Raw genomic sequence first — 15665 nt, forward strand, 5'->3', positions numbered from 1 at the left:
ATGAGTAATGACCCAAGCATCGCCTTGCCGGCGGTTGAGCGCATGCGCGAGCACTGGGCCATTGTTGACCCGCTGATGGGTGGAACCCAGGCAATGCGTGCGGCCGGCACCAAACTGCTACCGCAATACCCAGCTGAAGCCGACGACACCTACAAGGATCGCCTGGCGCTATCCACACTGCTCCCGGCCTACGCCGAGACGGTGGCCAGCAGCACTTCCCGCGTATTCGCTGAGCCCCTTCAGCTGGGCGAGGATATTCCTGAGCCGATCAAGCTGCTTTCGGCCGACATCGACCTTGGCGGCAATGACCTCAATTCGTGGTCGGTCGAGTGGTTCCGCGAGTCTCTGGCTAAGGGCCTGTGTCACGCAATGATCGAGCATCAGCCCACCCTCGATGCTGAGGGTAACAAGCTGTACAAGACCATCGCAGAGGAGCAAGCCGCAGGGGTTCGCCCTTATGCTGTCATCATCAAGCCGGGCCAGGTGCTCGGCTGGCGCTTCGACGGCGGCAAGCTGATGCAGGTTCGATACATGGAGTCGGTCGAGGTTGCAGACGGTGACTTCGGCGTCAAGTGCGTGGATCAGGTCCGCGTGCTGGAGCCTGGTAGCTGGCGCACCTATCGAAAGGCCGAGAATGGCGGCGCATGGGAGCAAAACGATCAGGGCTCGACCAGCCTCACCTACATTCCATGGGTGACGTTCTACACGGGCCGCACCGGGCCGATGACGGCCAAGCCGCCACTGCTCGAACTGGCTCACCTGAACGTCAAGCACTGGCAGTCACAGAGCGACCAGGACAACTTGCTGCACGTTGCCCGCGTCCCGCTGCTTTTCGTGTTCACCGACAACGAAGAATTCCAGCTGACCATCAGTTCGGCCAGTGCAACCCGCATGCCGAAGGACGGGAAAGCCCAGTACGTCGAGCACACCGGGGCGGCAATCACCGCCGGGCGCGACTCGCTGAGCGATCTGGTCGATGACATGCGCATGGCTGGGGCCAAGCTGCTCCAGAAGGATAAGCAGGCCGTGAAGACGGCGGCGCAGGCCAACGAGGAGGCAGCGCAGGAATTGTCCCCGCTGGCTCGCCTGGCTGGTCAGTTCGCTGACTGTGTCGCGCAGCTGCTCCAGATCCTGGCCGATTACGGCAGCCTGGGTGACGGTGGCCACGTCGAAATGCGCGGCAACTTCGACAGCGACTTCGCGCCCGAAGTGTCCCTGCCCAACCTGATCAGCATGGCCAACTCCGGAAAGCTCAGCGACGAAACGCTCTACTCCGAAATGCAGCGCCGTGGCGTCATCAGCGACGAACTGGACTGGCCGAAGGAGTTCGCCCGCATACAAACTCAACCAAGCAAAGGCGTGAGCCTGGACGATTAACCCATGGGTATCGATCAGATCAGCGACACGATCCGCAATGCGGTGCTGCTGGAAAGCCTCAAGTCCAGCGAGGTCGAGAAGTTCGCCCCGTTCCTGCGACAGATCGATCGTTCATTGCGCGAGCAGTTGGGTGGGTCGGAGCTGACCGAGTTCAAGCGTGCCCGCCTCGATGCCATGCTCAAGCAGGTGGATGGAGCGCTGGCCGGCATCCTCACTCAATACACCGATCAGATGCAGCTGGATTTGATGGATGTTGCAGTCTGGCAAGCAACCGCCGAGGCGGTCTTGATCGGCGCTGCGGTGCCGAGCTATACCGCGACCATCCCTGCGCTCGCAACGCTCAAGACAGCAGCCTTCAGGTCGCCCCTCGGCATCAAGGGCGCTGATGGCGGGAAGCTGCTGACACCTTTCATCGAGGACTGGAGCAAGGCCGAGCGATCCCGGGTAACTGGCGCGATACGGCAAGGGTGGTTCGAGGGCAAGACCAACTCCGAGATCATCCGTACCCTGCGCGGTACTAAGGACATGAAGTACGCGGACGGCCTGCTGGCCATCACCAGCCGCAACGCCGATGCCGTAACACGCACCGCGGTTCAGCACGTCGCCAGCCAAGCGCGCAATCAGTTCGCCAAACAGAACAGCGACATCCTGCAGGGCGTGAAGATCATCGCCACGCTGGACGGCCGAACGACTGCTTACTGTCGAGCCGCAGACGGAACCGAGTACGCGATTGAGGAGGGGCCTCGGCCACCTTTTCACATCCGCTGCCGGACCAGCTTCATTCTGATCCTCAAGGATGCGCCGTCAATGGGTGCGCTGGCTGACCGATCGAGCATGAACGGCCAGGTCAAGGCCGACACCACCTATTACGAGTGGATCAAGACGCAGCCGGCCGCCTTCCAGGATGCGGTCATCGGCAAGTCCAGGGCGAAGCTGTTCCGCGATGGCGGTATGACGCCTGAGCAGTTCTCTGAACTGCAGATCGGCAACAACTTCAAGCCGCGCACGCTGGATCAGCTTCGGCAGATGGTGCCAGAGGCATTCGGCCGAGCAGGACTGTAACGAACAACCCCACAACTTGGCCTGTGCGCAGGCTGGAGGCTCCATGAAGACCATTGAATACAAAGTTCTCCCGGTTACACGCCACATCGTGACCATGTTCGTCAGCGAGACGGACGACGTCGTCGGCGACGGCCCTCGAGGTTGCGGGCAATCGTGCGCGCAGATCGGCGAGTACCCAAATGGCGATCAGGCTGACTTAGTTGCTGATGCTCTAGTTGCCCGCGACAAGGCTAACGGAATCGACTCTATCCGGGTTCGCGGGGGCCTGTCGCTCGGTGAAGTGATCAGCGGCAAGCGTATCAAGTAACCACAAACCAAATCATTCAGCCCTGGCACACGCCGGGGCTTTTTATTGCCTGTCTGTTCGGATGAGCGGGGCGCACTGGGCCGGATGGCCTGCTAGGAGAAACAATGAAGCTCAAGATCGTTGAAGTGGATGGCAAGCAATACGCGGAAGTCCTGGATGGGAAGCCCGTATTCACTGGTGACGACGGCAAGGACATTGCGTTCGATGCCGTGGGCACCCGCGACACCATCACCCGGCTGAACGCCGAGGCCAAATCGCACCGCACTCGCGCCGAGACTGCCGAGGGGCTGGTAAAGACCTTCGAAGGTATCGACGACCCAGCTGCAGCCCGCAAGGCGCTGGAGACTGTCTCCAATCTCGATGCTAAAAAACTGGTGGATGCCGGTGAGATCGAGAAGGTGAAGGGCGAAATCAGCAAGGCCTTCCAAACCCAGCTGGATGAAGCCAACGGCAAGGTGCAGACCTTTGAGCAGCAGCTGTATGCCGAGAAGATCGGAGGCAGTTTCGCCCGCTCGAAGTACATCGCCGACAAGCTGGCCGTGCCAGTGGATATGGTTCAAGCCACTTTCGGCAAGAACCTGAAGATCGAGGAAGGCAAGGTCGTCGCTTATGACGGTCAGGGCCAGAAGATTTTCAGCCGCTCCCGTCCGGGCGAACTGGCCGACTTCGACGAAGCCATCGAGACACTTGTTTCGCAGTACCCGCACCGCGACCACATCCTGAAGAGTTCCAACGCCAACGGCGGCGGCGCTCAGGGCGGTGATGGCGGAAATTCCGGCGCCAAGGGCGACTTTGGCGGCAGCAAAGCAGATCGCGTAGCAGCCATTAAGGCCATGACCGCAACAAGTTAAGGAGCAACTATGTCCCTGTCGAACATGAAGGTATTCAACGAGTACCTCAAGAAAACCACCATCGAAACCCTGGCGCAGGACGTTGAGAAATTCAACGCCGCCTCCGCTGGCTCCATCCGCCTGACCACTCAAGGTATCGACGGAGACTTCCTGCAAGAGTCGTTCTGGGCTGGCCTGCACAGCGCTCAGCGCCGTGTTGACCGCTATGCCGCCAACGGCGCGCAGGCTGCAACCCCGCTGACCCAGAAGCAGTACGACTCGGTGAAGATCGCAGGCGGCTTCGGTCCGATCCTGTGGGAGCCTTCGCAGCTGTCGTGGGTTCAGAAAAACCCTGAAGAAGCCCTGGAAGTGATCAGCCGCAACCTGTCCGAAGCTATCATGTCGGACCAGCTGAACACCGCCATCGCCGCCCTGGTCGCCGCCATTGGCAACCAGCCAACCGCCACCAACGACGTTTCCGCCACTCTCGGCGTGGACTACGTCGCCATCAACAACGCCCATGCGCTGTTCGGTGATGCTTCGCAGCGTCTCATTGCCCAGGTAATGACCGGCGCCATGTACCACAAGCTGATCGGAAAGAACCTGGTTAACGCCGAGAAGCTGTTCACCTTCAGCGGCGTGCAGGTGGTCGACATCCTGGGTAAGGCGGTGATCATTACCGACGCCGCAGCTCTGTACGAGGCGGGCACCCCGAACAAGCAAAAGGTGCTGAGCCTGGCTGACGGCGCTGCGATGGTGATGGATGGCTCTGACCTGATCACCAACATCGAGACCTCCAACGGCAAGGAGCGCATCGAGACCACCATGCAGGCGGATTACACCTTCGGCATGGGCCTCAAGGGCTACACCTGGGACACCGCCAACGGCGGCAAGTCGCCAACCAGCGCCGAACTGGCCACTGGCACCAACTGGGATCTGGTTGCGAACAGCATCAAGGCCTCGGCTGGCGTTATCACCATCGGCGATGCCGCTCAGTAATCGGGACGGCGGCCTTCGGGTCGCCTGACCTACATGTCAGGAGTCCACCATGGACGAAAAAGTCATTTACGAGAAACACCCGGTCACCGCTGAGCGCAAGGCTGAGCTGCGTCAGAAGGGCTACAAGATCATCGACGCCAAGTTCGCACCGGATGAGTACGAGCATCCCGAGCCGATCAAAAAGGTCGACCGCCCTTCAAAAGGCCTGAACGTCGACCAGATCAAAGCTGCGCTGACCGAAAAGGGCATTGAGTTCGAAGCCTCGTCCAACAAGCAGTCTCTTGCTGAACTGCTCGACAAGGCCGTCCAGGAATAACCCATGACCGACTTCATCACTGTTGCAGACGTTGACACATTGCTGGGGTCGGGCTGGGCGGGTGCCGGTGATCCGGTTCTGTCTGTGATGCAGGCCAATGCCTGGCTGACCAGCAAGATTAAGCGTCCTGTTCCCGCCGAAGTACCGGCCGAGATCAAGCAGGCCGGCGCCCAAGTTGCGAAAATCGCCGCGACGGGCTCCCTATATAAGGCTGTCGAGCGCGAGACCATCAGCGAGACGGTATCGGCTGGTGGCGGCGTCTCTGTAAGCGAAACCTACATTCAGGGATCTGTCGCGCTGTCTTCCGGGGAGAGCTTCGCCATGGCGCTTATCTATCCATGGGTCAATGGCACCAACTCCATCCCGATGGTGAGGGGCTGAGCATGGGCATGAAGGACAAACTTCAGACCAAACTGTCCAAGGCGTTTGACGGAAAGCTGGAAGATGCAGTGAGCCAGATCGTCGGCAGCTACAACGGCCCCGGCGTCTTTGACCCGGTCACCGAAGAAACCACGGCTGAAACGATCACCTACACAGGTCGGGGCGTTATCACCGGCTTCAAGGTCGAGCGCATCGACGGGATCAACATCAAGGTGGGTGATGCGAAGTGCGTCATCCTCAGCAACGAGATAGACGCCGTGCCGGACGTAGGCCACACCATCAGCGCCGGCACTGAAAACTTTCTCGTCCACCTGGTTCTTCCCGATCCAACTGGCGCGACGTACCAGCTTCACCTGCGGAGGGCTTGAGCATGGCAAGAGGCTGGAGCATCCCGCCGAGCCTGTTTATGGGGGTGGTAGAGAAGGACTTGTCGAAGAAGGTCAGGACCATCGCGATTCAGTGCCTGAACGAGGTGGTTATGAGGACGCCGGTTGATTATGGTCGCGCAAGAGCGAATAACCAGATCAGCATTGGCTCTCCTGTCTATCAGGTCTTGGATCGTTTTGATAAGGACGGAGGAGCGACGATCCTGGAGGGCGTGACGCGCCTGAGTGGCCTTGAGCCGTATACGGTTGTTTATTTGCAGAACAATTTGCCATATATCGAGCGCCTTGAAGATGGCCACTCGAAACAGGCACCGGTCGGCATGTTCGGCGCAGCATTCAATAGCGTGGCGAGGGCCAACCAATGACCTTCGAGCAGATCCGGAACATCGTCACCACGCGCATGACGCAATGGACCGGCATCCCGGCGGCGAGCGTCGACTTCCCGAACAACGCGATATTCGACCCGTCCGGGAAGCCGATTTGGGCAAGGCTGGCCGACGTTCCAGGTCTGTCCTCTACGCCAGAAGTCGGCCTGTCGCCATGCGTGCAGCGCACCGGGATCATCATCATTCAGCTGTTCGTGCCGAGCTACAAAGGCACGCTGGCAATCACCCGTGCGGCTGACACGCTGGTGCAGCACTTCGAGTTCTTCAGCGATAGCGGTTTCGACTGTTTCGCGGCCTCGGCCGCAACTCTTGGCGACGACGGCAACGGTTGGTATCAAGTCAACGTGCAAATTCCCTACAGGGCCTACTGAGGCCGTCGGAGAGCATCAATGCAAAGCAAAGATTACGTGCCGGGCGTCTCCGGCTGGAAGTACAGCGATGACGGGTCGTTTGAGCTGAATGGCGCCGCTGTCGACGACATCAAGCCATCCGGCCCCAAGTTGGTCACGATAACTGCCGGACAATGGCCTGATTGCGAACTTGCAGCCAATGCGATGGAGCGCTACGCGTTCATCGGTACTGAGCTGGCGAAGATCCCGGTCGAGTTCCGCGAAAGCGCAGAGTTCACGACCGAGGACTTCTCATTTGACCGCGACGGATCGGACTACCGCACCACGCTGACCTATGTTCGGCAGGAAGCCCCGGAGGAGGCGCTGGCCCGTGCAGAGAAGGCTAAGTCTTCCGGTACGCGAGTCTCGATGGTGAATGGCGTCATGACTATCACTACGGATGGCGCAGTTCGCTGCCGCATCGGCAATCTGGAAAAGCCAGAGAAGCCAGAGCCCTTCGTGGTAGTTGATGGCGTTGTTTTCGTGAGCGAGACGTCAATCAAGGATTCCACGATCAAGGCCAAGCTCGCCCCCCAGTGGTCTTTGAAGATGCAGGTCAATGAGCAAGGGCAATACGTTGCCGCCGGTGTCGGACTGGGTATCGGTTCGCAGTTTTTGGTAAGCGCTGACAGATTCAGCATCAATTGCATGTGCGGCGGCGGACCTGCCGGGTTCGGCAAGAAATAAACTCCCCTTCGATCCAGCCAATCCCGCCAAGCGCGGGTTTTTTTATGCCCGCAGAAAGGAGACATACCCATGTCGTCAGGAGCAAAGGTCGCCACGGCCTATGTTGAAGAAGTAACCCAGGGCATCACGCCCGCAACTGGCTGGAAAGAGCTGATCCGTACCTCGTTCGGTATCGGCCCAACCCAGAACACCGCAGAAAACAACGAAATTGGCTCGACTCGAATGAGTCAGGGCACCACGCCGACCACGGTTGATGTGGCTGGCGCGATCGGTATGAAGTGGCGCTACGGCGGCGCAGTCGATGATTTCCTGGAGTCGTGCTTCGGCGCGCGCTGGACCGCTGACTCTCTGACCATGGGTAATCAGCGCATCAGCTACTCGATCGCCTCCTACGCGAGCGATGTGACCGTTGCGTCAGTTGCTCGCGGCGCACAAGTGGCATCGATGGCCTTCACCTTCGGCACCGACAACGATGTCACCATTGACACCACGTTTTCGGCGACTGACTGGGAAGACAAGGCCGATGGCACCAGCTTCTTCAGTGCTGCCGCTGCGGAGCCGGACGGCCCTCGATTCAACTTCAAGAACTTCACCGCATTGACCCTGGATGGTGTCGCCGCCTCGGCAGCTAACGGCACCTGCATCAGCGCAATGTCGCTGACCTTCGATAACGCAGTCCAGACGCAGCGCTGCTTGGGCTCGGGTGATGCGTTCGCCGGCAGCATTATCCCGACAACCTTCAGCGCCTCCGGCAGCGTCACCGTGGCCTGGTCTGCCGCTTCCTACGCCCTGTACCGCAAACAGCGTACCGGCGAATCGGTAGCCATGAGCTTCACGCTCGAGAATGCTGACGGTGCTTACACGGTGCTGCTGCCAGAAATGGAAGCGGTAGGCAGTTGGCCGGACGGTGGTGCGACCGACATCATTGAGGTGGAGCTGGCTGTTTCGGCCCGACGTATCCCGCCAACGATTACTCGCGTACCTGCTGTTACGCCTTAACCGCTAATAATGCAGAGGCCCCGAAAGGGCCTCGTTGCTGGAGTACAGAATGACCTTTATTTTGAAGAAGAAAGATCCGCTCGATGCGGTGTCTACGCGATGGATCGAGCCGACCCCCGGCCTGCGCCTGCAGATCGGATCGTCCGCTCGACCAGGCTACACCAGCGACTACCGCCAGATTCAGCGACACCTTGAATTCGCCTCGCGCCAGATGGGCGTAGGGACTGAAGAGTTCGACATCCTCAAGAAGTCATCGGTTGAAATACCAGATCCAGATATTCTTTTCGTTGAGCTGGCATGCAAGCACCTGATCCTCGACTGGGAGGGTGTTGCAGAGGCAGAAGATCCAGACGCACCTGCGCCGTATACCCCGGAGCGCGGCGTTGTTTTGATCGAGCAGATGCCAGAGGTTTACTTCCTCGCTCTGAATGCTGCCAATGACATCGCCCTACGTCACAAGGAGCAGGTGGCCGAAACAGTGGAAAAGCCCTCGCCGCCTACCGCTGGGCAGCCGAGTGGGCGGGCCCGGAAAACGAGCGCAAAAGAGAAGTCCACGAAAAGCTGAGGGTTTACATCCCTGAGCCGCCAGAGCTGGACGGTCCAACCACCGATATGCTGGAAGCCTACTACGTCATCAGTCGGGGGCGGCAGTATGTCGGCATGAACGGTGTTCCGGCACCTCTCTCTGTTCGGGATCTGAGTGATTACCTGGCAGCCTACGGTGAGCGATATTCCCGCGAAGAGTTTGATGCAGTGATATTCGCCCTTGATGACGATTTCCGCAAAAGATGGGCAGAGCAGCAGGAAAGCTCAATGACCAAGTGATCTCGGGTGCTCGGCTTGTGATGAAGATTAACCACAGAGCGGGACATCCCGCAGGAGCAAAAATGAACACATTCACACCCGCGGGAGTCGAGTTCGAAATGGTCTCAGTTACGTGTGGTATTTGCGCCACGGAATCTGCGAAGGCTGAAGTCCTGCAAGGAGTTTGGCCAGATCTTGCCGACCGTGATACCGGAAGGTTCCCCGCGAATCTTGTGACGCCAGAACAACGGGCACTCCTGGAAAGTGCGGCTGGAACGATTCGCGGACCGGCTGCGCTGCGCTAGATGACGACGTGTAGTGGTGCTTTACGATAACGACTGCAAACGTGACGCCCCTATGGTTAATCAGGGCTCCCTCAAAGCTGCTCATACCGACCTCCAGGTCATAAACGCGCCGAGATTGGCGCTCTCCCAGTCCTTGGGCTTGCAAGCAAAGGACTGGGGTTATCCGTTGCGTGAGGGCGAGAGGCTACTATCGGTGAGCGGCGGGGCGTTACTGGGGATTCGTACAGCGGCATTGCGGTGGCTGCCGTATAATAACAAACCATATATTAAGGACGATCCAAGTGACCTGCATCGCGACACTTATCCCGATTTTGATTCTCGCATTGTCGATTGGCTTGGGATTTTCCAAGGAAAACTGGTTCATTGAGTTCGGCTTGGCAATTGTTGTGATCTCGGCCGTAACTTCAATCATTTTGGCCTATCTGGGTGGCCGAAAGGCATCCCAAGCCGAGAAGGTCTCTTACGAGTCTTACGCCCCAGTAATCGATGAAAAAGTCTCACACTCTTTCAAATTTGTAGCTGGTATGTACGGGGTGGACCCGCGGAACCCTCTCAAGAATATTGAAGATAAAGTTGATGAGCTCAGGAAGGTAGCCGCTGCAGACGAGAAGAACTTTCGTGACCAAATGATGCTCGCCAACTACCGCATCGATATTTGCTTGGCACAGATGCGCTACCACGAAGATGTGACACTTCCGAAAATCCTCGGACAGGGGGCTGGGGCAATCATCCTTGCCGGAGTGCTCGCTATCATCGGATCTGTTTATCTTGCCGTGCCTACCGGCGCATATCAGGTTTTCGCTGGAGTGGCTGGCACTATGCGGGCCTGGCTGCCGGCGCTTTAGGCTGTGAGCTCGGTTGGCGACGAATTGTGATTTTGTCGAGAGCCTCGACTTGGTGCTAGATTCCTCTTTCAATCAGGGAGGGGTGTCTTTGAAAAGACAAATAGCATTTGGGTTGGTGTTCTTGCTGCTAGCAGGTTGTGAAACCACTCGCGTTTCGCCTGAGAAGGCTGCACAGGTTCGAGCAGACGATGTTTTCGCCTTTGGGAAGCCAACCTCAGCTAGCGATGCACGTATCGTCTTCACTCAAGATGCAGGCGCTATGAGCTGCTTCGGTGCTGGTATGCAGGTTTTTCTTAACGAAAGGCTGGCAGCTGAAACAAGCAGCGGGAAATCAGTGAGGCTGTACCACAAGCCCGGCCCGGTTCAGCTGAGTATTAAAAACAATGCTGCATGCGCCGGCGGAGATCTGCGAGGAATGTTGCTCGATCTGAAGCCTGGGTACTCTTATTCAGTTCGCGGATATCGCGGAAGGTGGGACAAGGCTGAGCCACTACTCACATCACCAGAGCCCTACAAATACAAGTAGAGAGGCGGCATGAATCGATTGCTCGCAGCATCGTTAGCATTGATGTGCATTGCGTTATCAGCCCATGCGGACGACAGTTCGTGCAAGAAAGTGTCGGCGCTTGCCGGACAGGCTATGACGGCGCGCCAGAACGGTCAGCTGCTAGAGATTCGCTCGAAAAGATCGGCGATGGCAGCAAATTTGCGCTATCTATGATCCTCAAAGCCTACGAGCGACCGGTAGCAATAGTCGACAGCATCAAGACTGAAGCGATCAATGAATTCAGGAGCGATGCGTTTCGTCAGTGCCTAGATGCCAACGGATAGATAAACCGATCACAAGCACCGTTACGACGGGGCTTTGGTGCCTTCTCTGATGGTGGTAGATTGATGCCATCAAACAGGGAAGGGTTATGCAGGTGCTCATTCGAACGCTATTTATTTCGTCGATATTCGCTTCGCCAGCGGTCCATGCAGCGGAAGAAGACCCCTGCAAGGTCTACGACACCGCTGCAAAAGGGGCGATGGAGTACAGGCAAGATGGACGGAACTTGTCAGAAGCGCTGGCAATTCTCGACAAACAAGCATCAAAGATTTCCGAACCAGTGGAAGCTCAGGTTAATTCAACGCTCCGTATAGCGTTTGTAGAGGCATTTAAGCGGCCTAGATACAGCACACAGCCAATGAAAGAGTCGGCGATCAGTGACTTCAGAAACGACTTCTATAGCGGCTGCCTGAAGGCGGTCGCAGAGAAAAGTTCGCGGTAAATTTGAAACAACATAACAACCCGCTCCGGCGGGTTTTTTTACGCCCGGAGAAAGCCATGACCCAGCAATCCAGCCGCCTGGATATCATCATCGATTCGCGGCAGGCTCAGCGGAATGGTGAGCAGCTGCGGATCACCCTGAACAACCTTGTTGTGGTCGGAGATCAAGCTGCCAACTCTATGTCTGGGGCTGGATCGGCGGCTCGAGCAGCTGGCGTAGCGTTCGCGGCTCTCGGTGCCGGTCGAGTGGTCAGCGAGATCATCCGACTTACAGACGCCTTCAAGTCCATGCAGGGGTCTCTGGCGCTCGTCAGTTCTTCGACTTCGGTAGCGAGCGATTCATTCCAAAAGCTGCTGACGATGGCGAATAACACCGGCAGCTCGCTCGAGTCTACCGTGTCGCTGTATACCCGGCTGGCGAACGCGACTCGAGGCGCTGGCTACACCACGGAGCAGTTGCTTGGCGTAACCGATGCTATCAACAAGGCGTTCGTAATTTCCGGCGCCACCATGCAGGAGGCTTCGAACGCCGCGATTCAGCTATCCCAGGGCTTGGCTTCTGGCACGCTCCGCGGCGAGGAACTGAACTCTGTTATGGAGCAGGGGCCACGCATCACCCGTGCGCTGGCAGAGTACCTGGGCGTCACCAACGGCCAGATTCGCCAGATGGCGGCCGACGGCAAGATCACCGCTGAGGTTGTTACCAATGCGCTTCTCAAGTCTCTGACTTCGCTGAACTCGGAGCTTGACCGCATGCCGCGCCGGTTCGAGCAGGCATCGACCGCACTGAAAAACAACTTCCTTGCTGCTGTCGGGCAGATCGACATAAATCCGCTTATCAGTTCGGTTGATGCGCTGGCCGACTCTCTGTCGAAACCAGAAGTAATCGATGGCATTCAGTCCATCGCGACCGGCCTCGGCAATGTCGTTGCTGTCGGCGGTGATGGGCTGAAAACAGTCGTCTCCAACACCGATGCGTTGATGGCTATAACCGGTGCATACGCTGCAAAAGTTGGTGTCGGACTGGTCAGCTCTCTAGGGCTGGCGGTCAAGGCTAGATACGACCTAATCGTTGCTACCAAAGCGCAGATCGTCACAGAAAGTCAGGCCGAAGTTGCATCCACGGCTGCTGCCGCACAGACAACCCGCCGAGTCGTTGCTGAAGAGGCTGCCACTCTGGCCATCTCTCGGCGATCGCTTGCAGAGGCGCTTGCGACAAAATCGGCCCAGGCAAGCGCGCTTATTCAAATCCAGGCTGTTCAAGCACAGCTGGTCGCGGATCGATCGCTCGAAACTCAGCGGTTGCAGTCGCAGATCACTGAAACCGGTCGCCAGCAATCGCTTGCCCGCCTGGCGGAGATTCGTCGGACCGAGGCGATTGTCACCACTCAACAAACTGCTGCTCGGCTCGCGCTCGGCCAGGCGACAACCGCCGAGATTCTCGCCCAGTCAGGCGTCACGGCTGCAAATGCAAGGCTGGCCACATCGCGCGAAGCTGACACGCTAGCGATGAACGCTCAAAACGCGGCACAGCTTAGGCTGAACGCAGCCCAGCAACAGGGCATTGTAGCTCGCACCGCCGGATCGCTTGCGTTGTCAGCCATTGGCGGCCCAATGGGGGCGATCACTCTGGGCTTGGCAGCTGTAGCCGGCGCATATCTGTACTTCAGCAGTTCGGCCGACGAAGGCACCAAGTCGCTCATTGATCAGAACCTGACCCTAGACGAAACAGTCAAGAAGTTCGACAGCCTGACAGCTGCCCAGCAGCGCAATCAGGCGTCGAAATGGGCCGAAGCGCAACGGGCGGCACTCGATCAGGCGTCGTCCGCCGCCAGCAAATACGGAAACATCGCCGAGAATGCGATCACTTCCGTGGGTGCGGCGCGGGTAGCTGATCTGGCGACCCTGTCCACCATGATTGCGGAAGTGCAGTCCGGACAGAAAACCCTGGACGATGTCACTGTTTGGCTGCAATCGACGCAAGGCCTTTCGGGCGGATTCAAGTCCTCTTTGGAAGGGATCGCGGCCGGCTATGACACCAATATTCAATCTGCGGCTGGCTATGCCGAGCGCCTGCAATCCGTAAACACGCTAACTCAGGACGTGTCAGCCAATAACGGCAAGATGGCGGCATCTCTAGGCGCCACCAGCAAGGCCAATGGCGCCAGCGCACAAGCTTGGGCAAAGTACATTGAGCAACTGACCAAGACCCGCGACCTGGTTGGCGCAAACGCAGCGGCTGAGGCGGCATACACCGCCATCAAGATGGGCGCCAATTCGTCGCAGCAAGAGCAAGCCAAGGCCATCGCAGCGCAGACCGACCTGCTCAATAAGTACCAGGACGCGGTCAAGGAGAACAACAAAGTCGAGCAGGAGCGCCTGAAGGTTCTGCTGGTGGCGAGTTACACCGCCATGCAGGCCGCTGAGGATACGGCAGCTGCACAGAAGAAGGCTCTGGACGATACGGCAAAAGCGGCCGAAGAAAGTTCGGCCCGGCAAGTCAGCGCGATGCAGCGGATCATCGACAAGTCGATTAACCTGACTGCAGGTCGCAATCTGCTGCTGGTTGATCAGCAAAAGCAAGGGCTCAGTGGCTATGGGCTGCTGACAAATGGCGGTACCGCTCCAGCCGCACCGGCTACCCCGCGGAAAACGCCTCAGCAACTTGCCGAAGAGCAAATGGCGCAAATTTTGGCCGGCACCACGCCAAACAAGCCAACAAAAACCCCCAAGGGTCCGAGCGAAAAAGGTGAGCTGAACGCCGCATTGACCGCCTTCGATGCCCTCTACAAAAAGGCAGACCCGGCAGCACAGGCTGTTCGAGATCTGACCGAGGCACAGGAGAAGCTGCAGCTTGCCCTTTCGAAGGGGAAGATCACGCAGGAGCAGTATGGTATTGCGCTTGGTCAGGCATCAAAGGATTACGCCGCAGTTATTGAAAAAAGTGGCGAGCTGAGCCAGGCCGAGCAGTATCGACTGCAGATCCAGAAGCAGCTCCAAACCCAGCAGGAAGCTGCCAATCAGGCGGCTGCTGCTATTGGGCAGGGTACCGAGGAGGCACAACGAGCCTCGGAGCGACTGAAGCTTGAAAGCGATCACAACGACCGAATCCTTGATCTGCGTACCAAGCTTGCCAGGGCGTCAACTGACCAGCAGCGCAAGGGTTTACAGGATCAGATCAATATCACCGAAGAGCTATTCCCGCAGCAGGTCGCAATCATGGTGAATGGCTGGGCCAAAGTGGATAAGGCTCAAGTCGACTGGTCGAACGGTGCAAGGTCGGCATTTCAGAACTATGCCGAGCAAGCTGCTGATGTGGCCGGCCAAAGCAAATCGCTATTCACCAATGCCTTCAGCAACATGGAAGACTCGATCGTAAATTTCGTGAAAACCGGGAAGCTGTCGTTCAAAGACCTTGCGGACAGCATTATCGCCGATCTGATCCGCATTCAGGTGCGTCAGGCGGCGGTCGGCATCTTCGGCACGCTGTTCAGCGGGTTGGCTGGTGCCGGTGCCTCCGCCGCAGGTAACGGTTTCGCGGCTGGCTCTGCTGCGGCCACATCCTCCAGCCTTGGCGCATCGGCTGCCGGGTACAGCTCCAAGTTCGGTTTCTCCGACGGCGGCTATACCGGTGATGGTGGCAAGTTCGAGCCGAAAGGCGTTGTGCACGGCGGCGAGTTCGTTGTCCGCAAGGAAGCGGTGAGTCAGCCAGGCGCCCGTGAATTCCTCGAGCGTATGAACGCGAACTCGAAAGGCTATGCTGACGGCGGCTACGTTGGTGGCGGCGCATCTACCTCCCGAGCAGCTACGCCCTCTGCACCAATGAGCCTCCCGCCCATTGAGCAGAACTTCTATTTCCAAGGAAGCCCCGATTCAAACACCGCCGAGCAACTGAAACAGGCTGCAGATGATGGCGCGAATCGCGGCATGAAAGGGGCGTACGAGATGATGCTGCGTGACCTCAAACAGAACGGACCGGCAATGCAACTGATAAGGAGAAATCGATGAAAGTTTCCGATCTAGATGTCCCTGAGCTGCTGGATGTGATCACCAAGGCTATATCGCCGGTGATATTCAAGGGGATAGACCAAGACTCGTCTCCTCACCTTTGGCGTGAGCGCATGAAACTGCACGCTGAGATCGTGGGCCGAATCACGGCCGTTCTGCACTGCGGCGATGAGGTCGGCCCAGATATCGGTGAGCTCATTGAAATTTGCACTCGCAATATGCGCGCCGGTTACGAGCAATCATTTTCTGAGGTGCTGGGACCGGGCGGCTCCTTAAGCAAGATCCGCAAGCCTTAACCCGTTTCTCCAAGGAGT

At 58.0% G+C, this 15665-nt stretch carries 19 protein-coding genes; all 19 read left to right on the top strand.

All coding sequences use genetic code 11. The features are described from left to right. Positions 1-1377 (top strand): DUF4055 domain-containing protein, encoded by a 1377-nt coding sequence (locus GTQ41_RS05745; RefSeq protein ID WP_217325458.1) that lies wholly within the window; start codon positions 1-3, stop codon positions 1375-1377. Positions 1378-1380: 3 nt separating this feature from the next. Then, the gene (locus GTQ41_RS05750) at positions 1381-2439 is read left to right on the top strand and encodes a phage minor head protein (RefSeq protein WP_217325459.1); all 1059 of its coding nucleotides are present in this window, start codon (positions 1381-1383) and stop codon (positions 2437-2439) included. A 43-nt stretch (positions 2440-2482) separates the two neighbouring features. Beyond that, positions 2483-2746: a hypothetical protein gene (locus GTQ41_RS05755; RefSeq protein WP_200614836.1), complete on the top strand. Its 264-nt coding sequence runs from the start codon at positions 2483-2485 to the stop codon at positions 2744-2746. Positions 2747-2850: 104 nt separating this feature from the next. After that, positions 2851-3597 carry a DUF6651 domain-containing protein gene (locus GTQ41_RS05760; protein ID WP_200614838.1) on the top strand — a complete coding sequence of 249 codons (747 nt, stop codon included), beginning with the start codon at positions 2851-2853 and terminating at the stop codon, positions 3595-3597. Between the two features lie 9 nt (positions 3598-3606). Further along, a complete protein-coding gene (locus GTQ41_RS05765) occupies positions 3607-4575 on the top strand; it encodes a major capsid protein (RefSeq protein WP_200614840.1) in 969 nt (322 codons plus the stop codon). 49 nt (positions 4576-4624) lie between these two features. Further along, complete coding sequence (locus tag GTQ41_RS05770; RefSeq protein ID WP_200614842.1) at positions 4625-4891, top strand: hypothetical protein; 267 nt, start codon at positions 4625-4627, stop codon at positions 4889-4891. Positions 4892-4894: 3 nt separating this feature from the next. Next, complete coding sequence (locus tag GTQ41_RS05775; RefSeq protein WP_200614844.1) at positions 4895-5272, top strand: hypothetical protein; 378 nt, start codon at positions 4895-4897, stop codon at positions 5270-5272. 2 nt (positions 5273-5274) lie between these two features. Then, positions 5275-5640, top strand: a complete 366-nt coding sequence (locus GTQ41_RS05780; protein ID WP_054898879.1) for a hypothetical protein — start codon at positions 5275-5277, stop codon at positions 5638-5640. A gap of 2 nt (positions 5641-5642) precedes the next feature. Next, the gene (locus GTQ41_RS05785; protein WP_108183182.1) at positions 5643-6023 is read left to right on the top strand and encodes a hypothetical protein; all 381 of its coding nucleotides are present in this window, start codon (positions 5643-5645) and stop codon (positions 6021-6023) included. Next, positions 6020-6415, top strand: a complete 396-nt coding sequence (locus GTQ41_RS05790; protein ID WP_042559970.1) for a phage tail terminator-like protein — start codon at positions 6020-6022, stop codon at positions 6413-6415. Before GTQ41_RS05785 ends, GTQ41_RS05790 begins: the two co-directional genes overlap by 4 nt. 18 nt (positions 6416-6433) lie before the next feature. Then, positions 6434-7120, top strand: coding sequence for a DUF1983 domain-containing protein (locus tag GTQ41_RS05795; protein WP_042559969.1), 687 nt, complete (start codon positions 6434-6436; stop codon positions 7118-7120). Between the two features lie 69 nt (positions 7121-7189). Further along, complete coding sequence (locus GTQ41_RS05800) at positions 7190-8119, top strand: phage tail tube protein (RefSeq protein WP_200614849.1); 930 nt, start codon at positions 7190-7192, stop codon at positions 8117-8119. Positions 8120-8168: 49 nt separating this feature from the next. After that, entirely contained in the window at positions 8169-8684 is a 516-nt protein-coding gene (locus GTQ41_RS05805; protein WP_217325460.1) for a hypothetical protein, read from the top strand. 47 nt (positions 8685-8731) lie between these two features. Continuing rightward, the gene (locus tag GTQ41_RS05810) at positions 8732-8944 is read left to right on the top strand and encodes a hypothetical protein (protein ID WP_042559967.1); all 213 of its coding nucleotides are present in this window, start codon (positions 8732-8734) and stop codon (positions 8942-8944) included. 565 nt (positions 8945-9509) lie between these two features. Further along, a complete protein-coding gene (locus GTQ41_RS05815) occupies positions 9510-10073 on the top strand; it encodes a hypothetical protein (protein WP_217325461.1) in 564 nt (187 codons plus the stop codon). Between the two features lie 535 nt (positions 10074-10608). Beyond that, positions 10609-10794, top strand: coding sequence for a hypothetical protein (locus tag GTQ41_RS05820; protein ID WP_217325462.1), 186 nt, complete (start codon positions 10609-10611; stop codon positions 10792-10794). 196 nt (positions 10795-10990) lie between these two features. Then, positions 10991-11344 (top strand): hypothetical protein, encoded by a 354-nt coding sequence (locus tag GTQ41_RS05825; RefSeq protein WP_217325463.1) that lies wholly within the window; start codon positions 10991-10993, stop codon positions 11342-11344. 56 nt (positions 11345-11400) lie between these two features. Next, complete coding sequence (locus tag GTQ41_RS05830) at positions 11401-15351, top strand: phage tail tape measure protein (RefSeq protein ID WP_217325464.1); 3951 nt, start codon at positions 11401-11403, stop codon at positions 15349-15351. Next, positions 15348-15647, top strand: a complete 300-nt coding sequence (locus GTQ41_RS05835) for a hypothetical protein (RefSeq protein WP_042559961.1) — start codon at positions 15348-15350, stop codon at positions 15645-15647. The genes GTQ41_RS05830 and GTQ41_RS05835 overlap by 4 nt, the downstream gene beginning before the upstream one ends. Positions 15648-15665: the final 18 nt, after the last annotated feature.

The organism is Pseudomonas sp. AN-B15 (assembly GCF_019056475.1).
Classification (GTDB): Bacteria; Pseudomonadota; Gammaproteobacteria; order Pseudomonadales; family Pseudomonadaceae; genus Aquipseudomonas; species Aquipseudomonas parakoreensis.

Excerpts from the sequence above, each read along its gene's own strand:
- GTQ41_RS05795 (WP_042559969.1), top strand. The coding sequence starts at position 6,434 with ATGCAAAGCAAAGATTACGTGCCGGGCGTCTCCGGCTGGAAGTACAGC.
- GTQ41_RS05750 (WP_217325459.1), top strand. The coding sequence starts at position 1,381 with ATGGGTATCGATCAGATCAGCGACACGATCCGCAATGCGGTGCTGCTG.
- GTQ41_RS05790 (WP_042559970.1), top strand. The coding sequence starts at position 6,020 with ATGACCTTCGAGCAGATCCGGAACATCGTCACCACGCGCATGACGCAA.
- GTQ41_RS05825 (WP_217325463.1), top strand. The coding sequence starts at position 10,991 with ATGCAGGTGCTCATTCGAACGCTATTTATTTCGTCGATATTCGCTTCG.
- GTQ41_RS05830 (WP_217325464.1), top strand. The coding sequence starts at position 11,401 with ATGACCCAGCAATCCAGCCGCCTGGATATCATCATCGATTCGCGGCAG.
- GTQ41_RS05785 (WP_108183182.1), top strand. The coding sequence starts at position 5,643 with ATGGCAAGAGGCTGGAGCATCCCGCCGAGCCTGTTTATGGGGGTGGTA.
- GTQ41_RS05745 (WP_217325458.1), top strand. The coding sequence starts at position 1 with ATGAGTAATGACCCAAGCATCGCCTTGCCGGCGGTTGAGCGCATGCGC.
- GTQ41_RS05800 (WP_200614849.1), top strand. The coding sequence starts at position 7,190 with ATGTCGTCAGGAGCAAAGGTCGCCACGGCCTATGTTGAAGAAGTAACC.
- GTQ41_RS05770 (WP_200614842.1), top strand. The coding sequence starts at position 4,625 with ATGGACGAAAAAGTCATTTACGAGAAACACCCGGTCACCGCTGAGCGC.
- GTQ41_RS05820 (WP_217325462.1), top strand. The coding sequence starts at position 10,609 with ATGAATCGATTGCTCGCAGCATCGTTAGCATTGATGTGCATTGCGTTA.
- GTQ41_RS05775 (WP_200614844.1), top strand. The coding sequence starts at position 4,895 with ATGACCGACTTCATCACTGTTGCAGACGTTGACACATTGCTGGGGTCG.
- GTQ41_RS05760 (WP_200614838.1), top strand. The coding sequence starts at position 2,851 with ATGAAGCTCAAGATCGTTGAAGTGGATGGCAAGCAATACGCGGAAGTC.
- GTQ41_RS05810 (WP_042559967.1), top strand. The coding sequence starts at position 8,732 with ATGCTGGAAGCCTACTACGTCATCAGTCGGGGGCGGCAGTATGTCGGC.
- GTQ41_RS05805 (WP_217325460.1), top strand. The coding sequence starts at position 8,169 with ATGACCTTTATTTTGAAGAAGAAAGATCCGCTCGATGCGGTGTCTACG.
- GTQ41_RS05835 (WP_042559961.1), top strand. The coding sequence starts at position 15,348 with ATGAAAGTTTCCGATCTAGATGTCCCTGAGCTGCTGGATGTGATCACC.
- GTQ41_RS05755 (WP_200614836.1), top strand. The coding sequence starts at position 2,483 with ATGAAGACCATTGAATACAAAGTTCTCCCGGTTACACGCCACATCGTG.
- GTQ41_RS05765 (WP_200614840.1), top strand. The coding sequence starts at position 3,607 with ATGTCCCTGTCGAACATGAAGGTATTCAACGAGTACCTCAAGAAAACC.
- GTQ41_RS05780 (WP_054898879.1), top strand. The coding sequence starts at position 5,275 with ATGGGCATGAAGGACAAACTTCAGACCAAACTGTCCAAGGCGTTTGAC.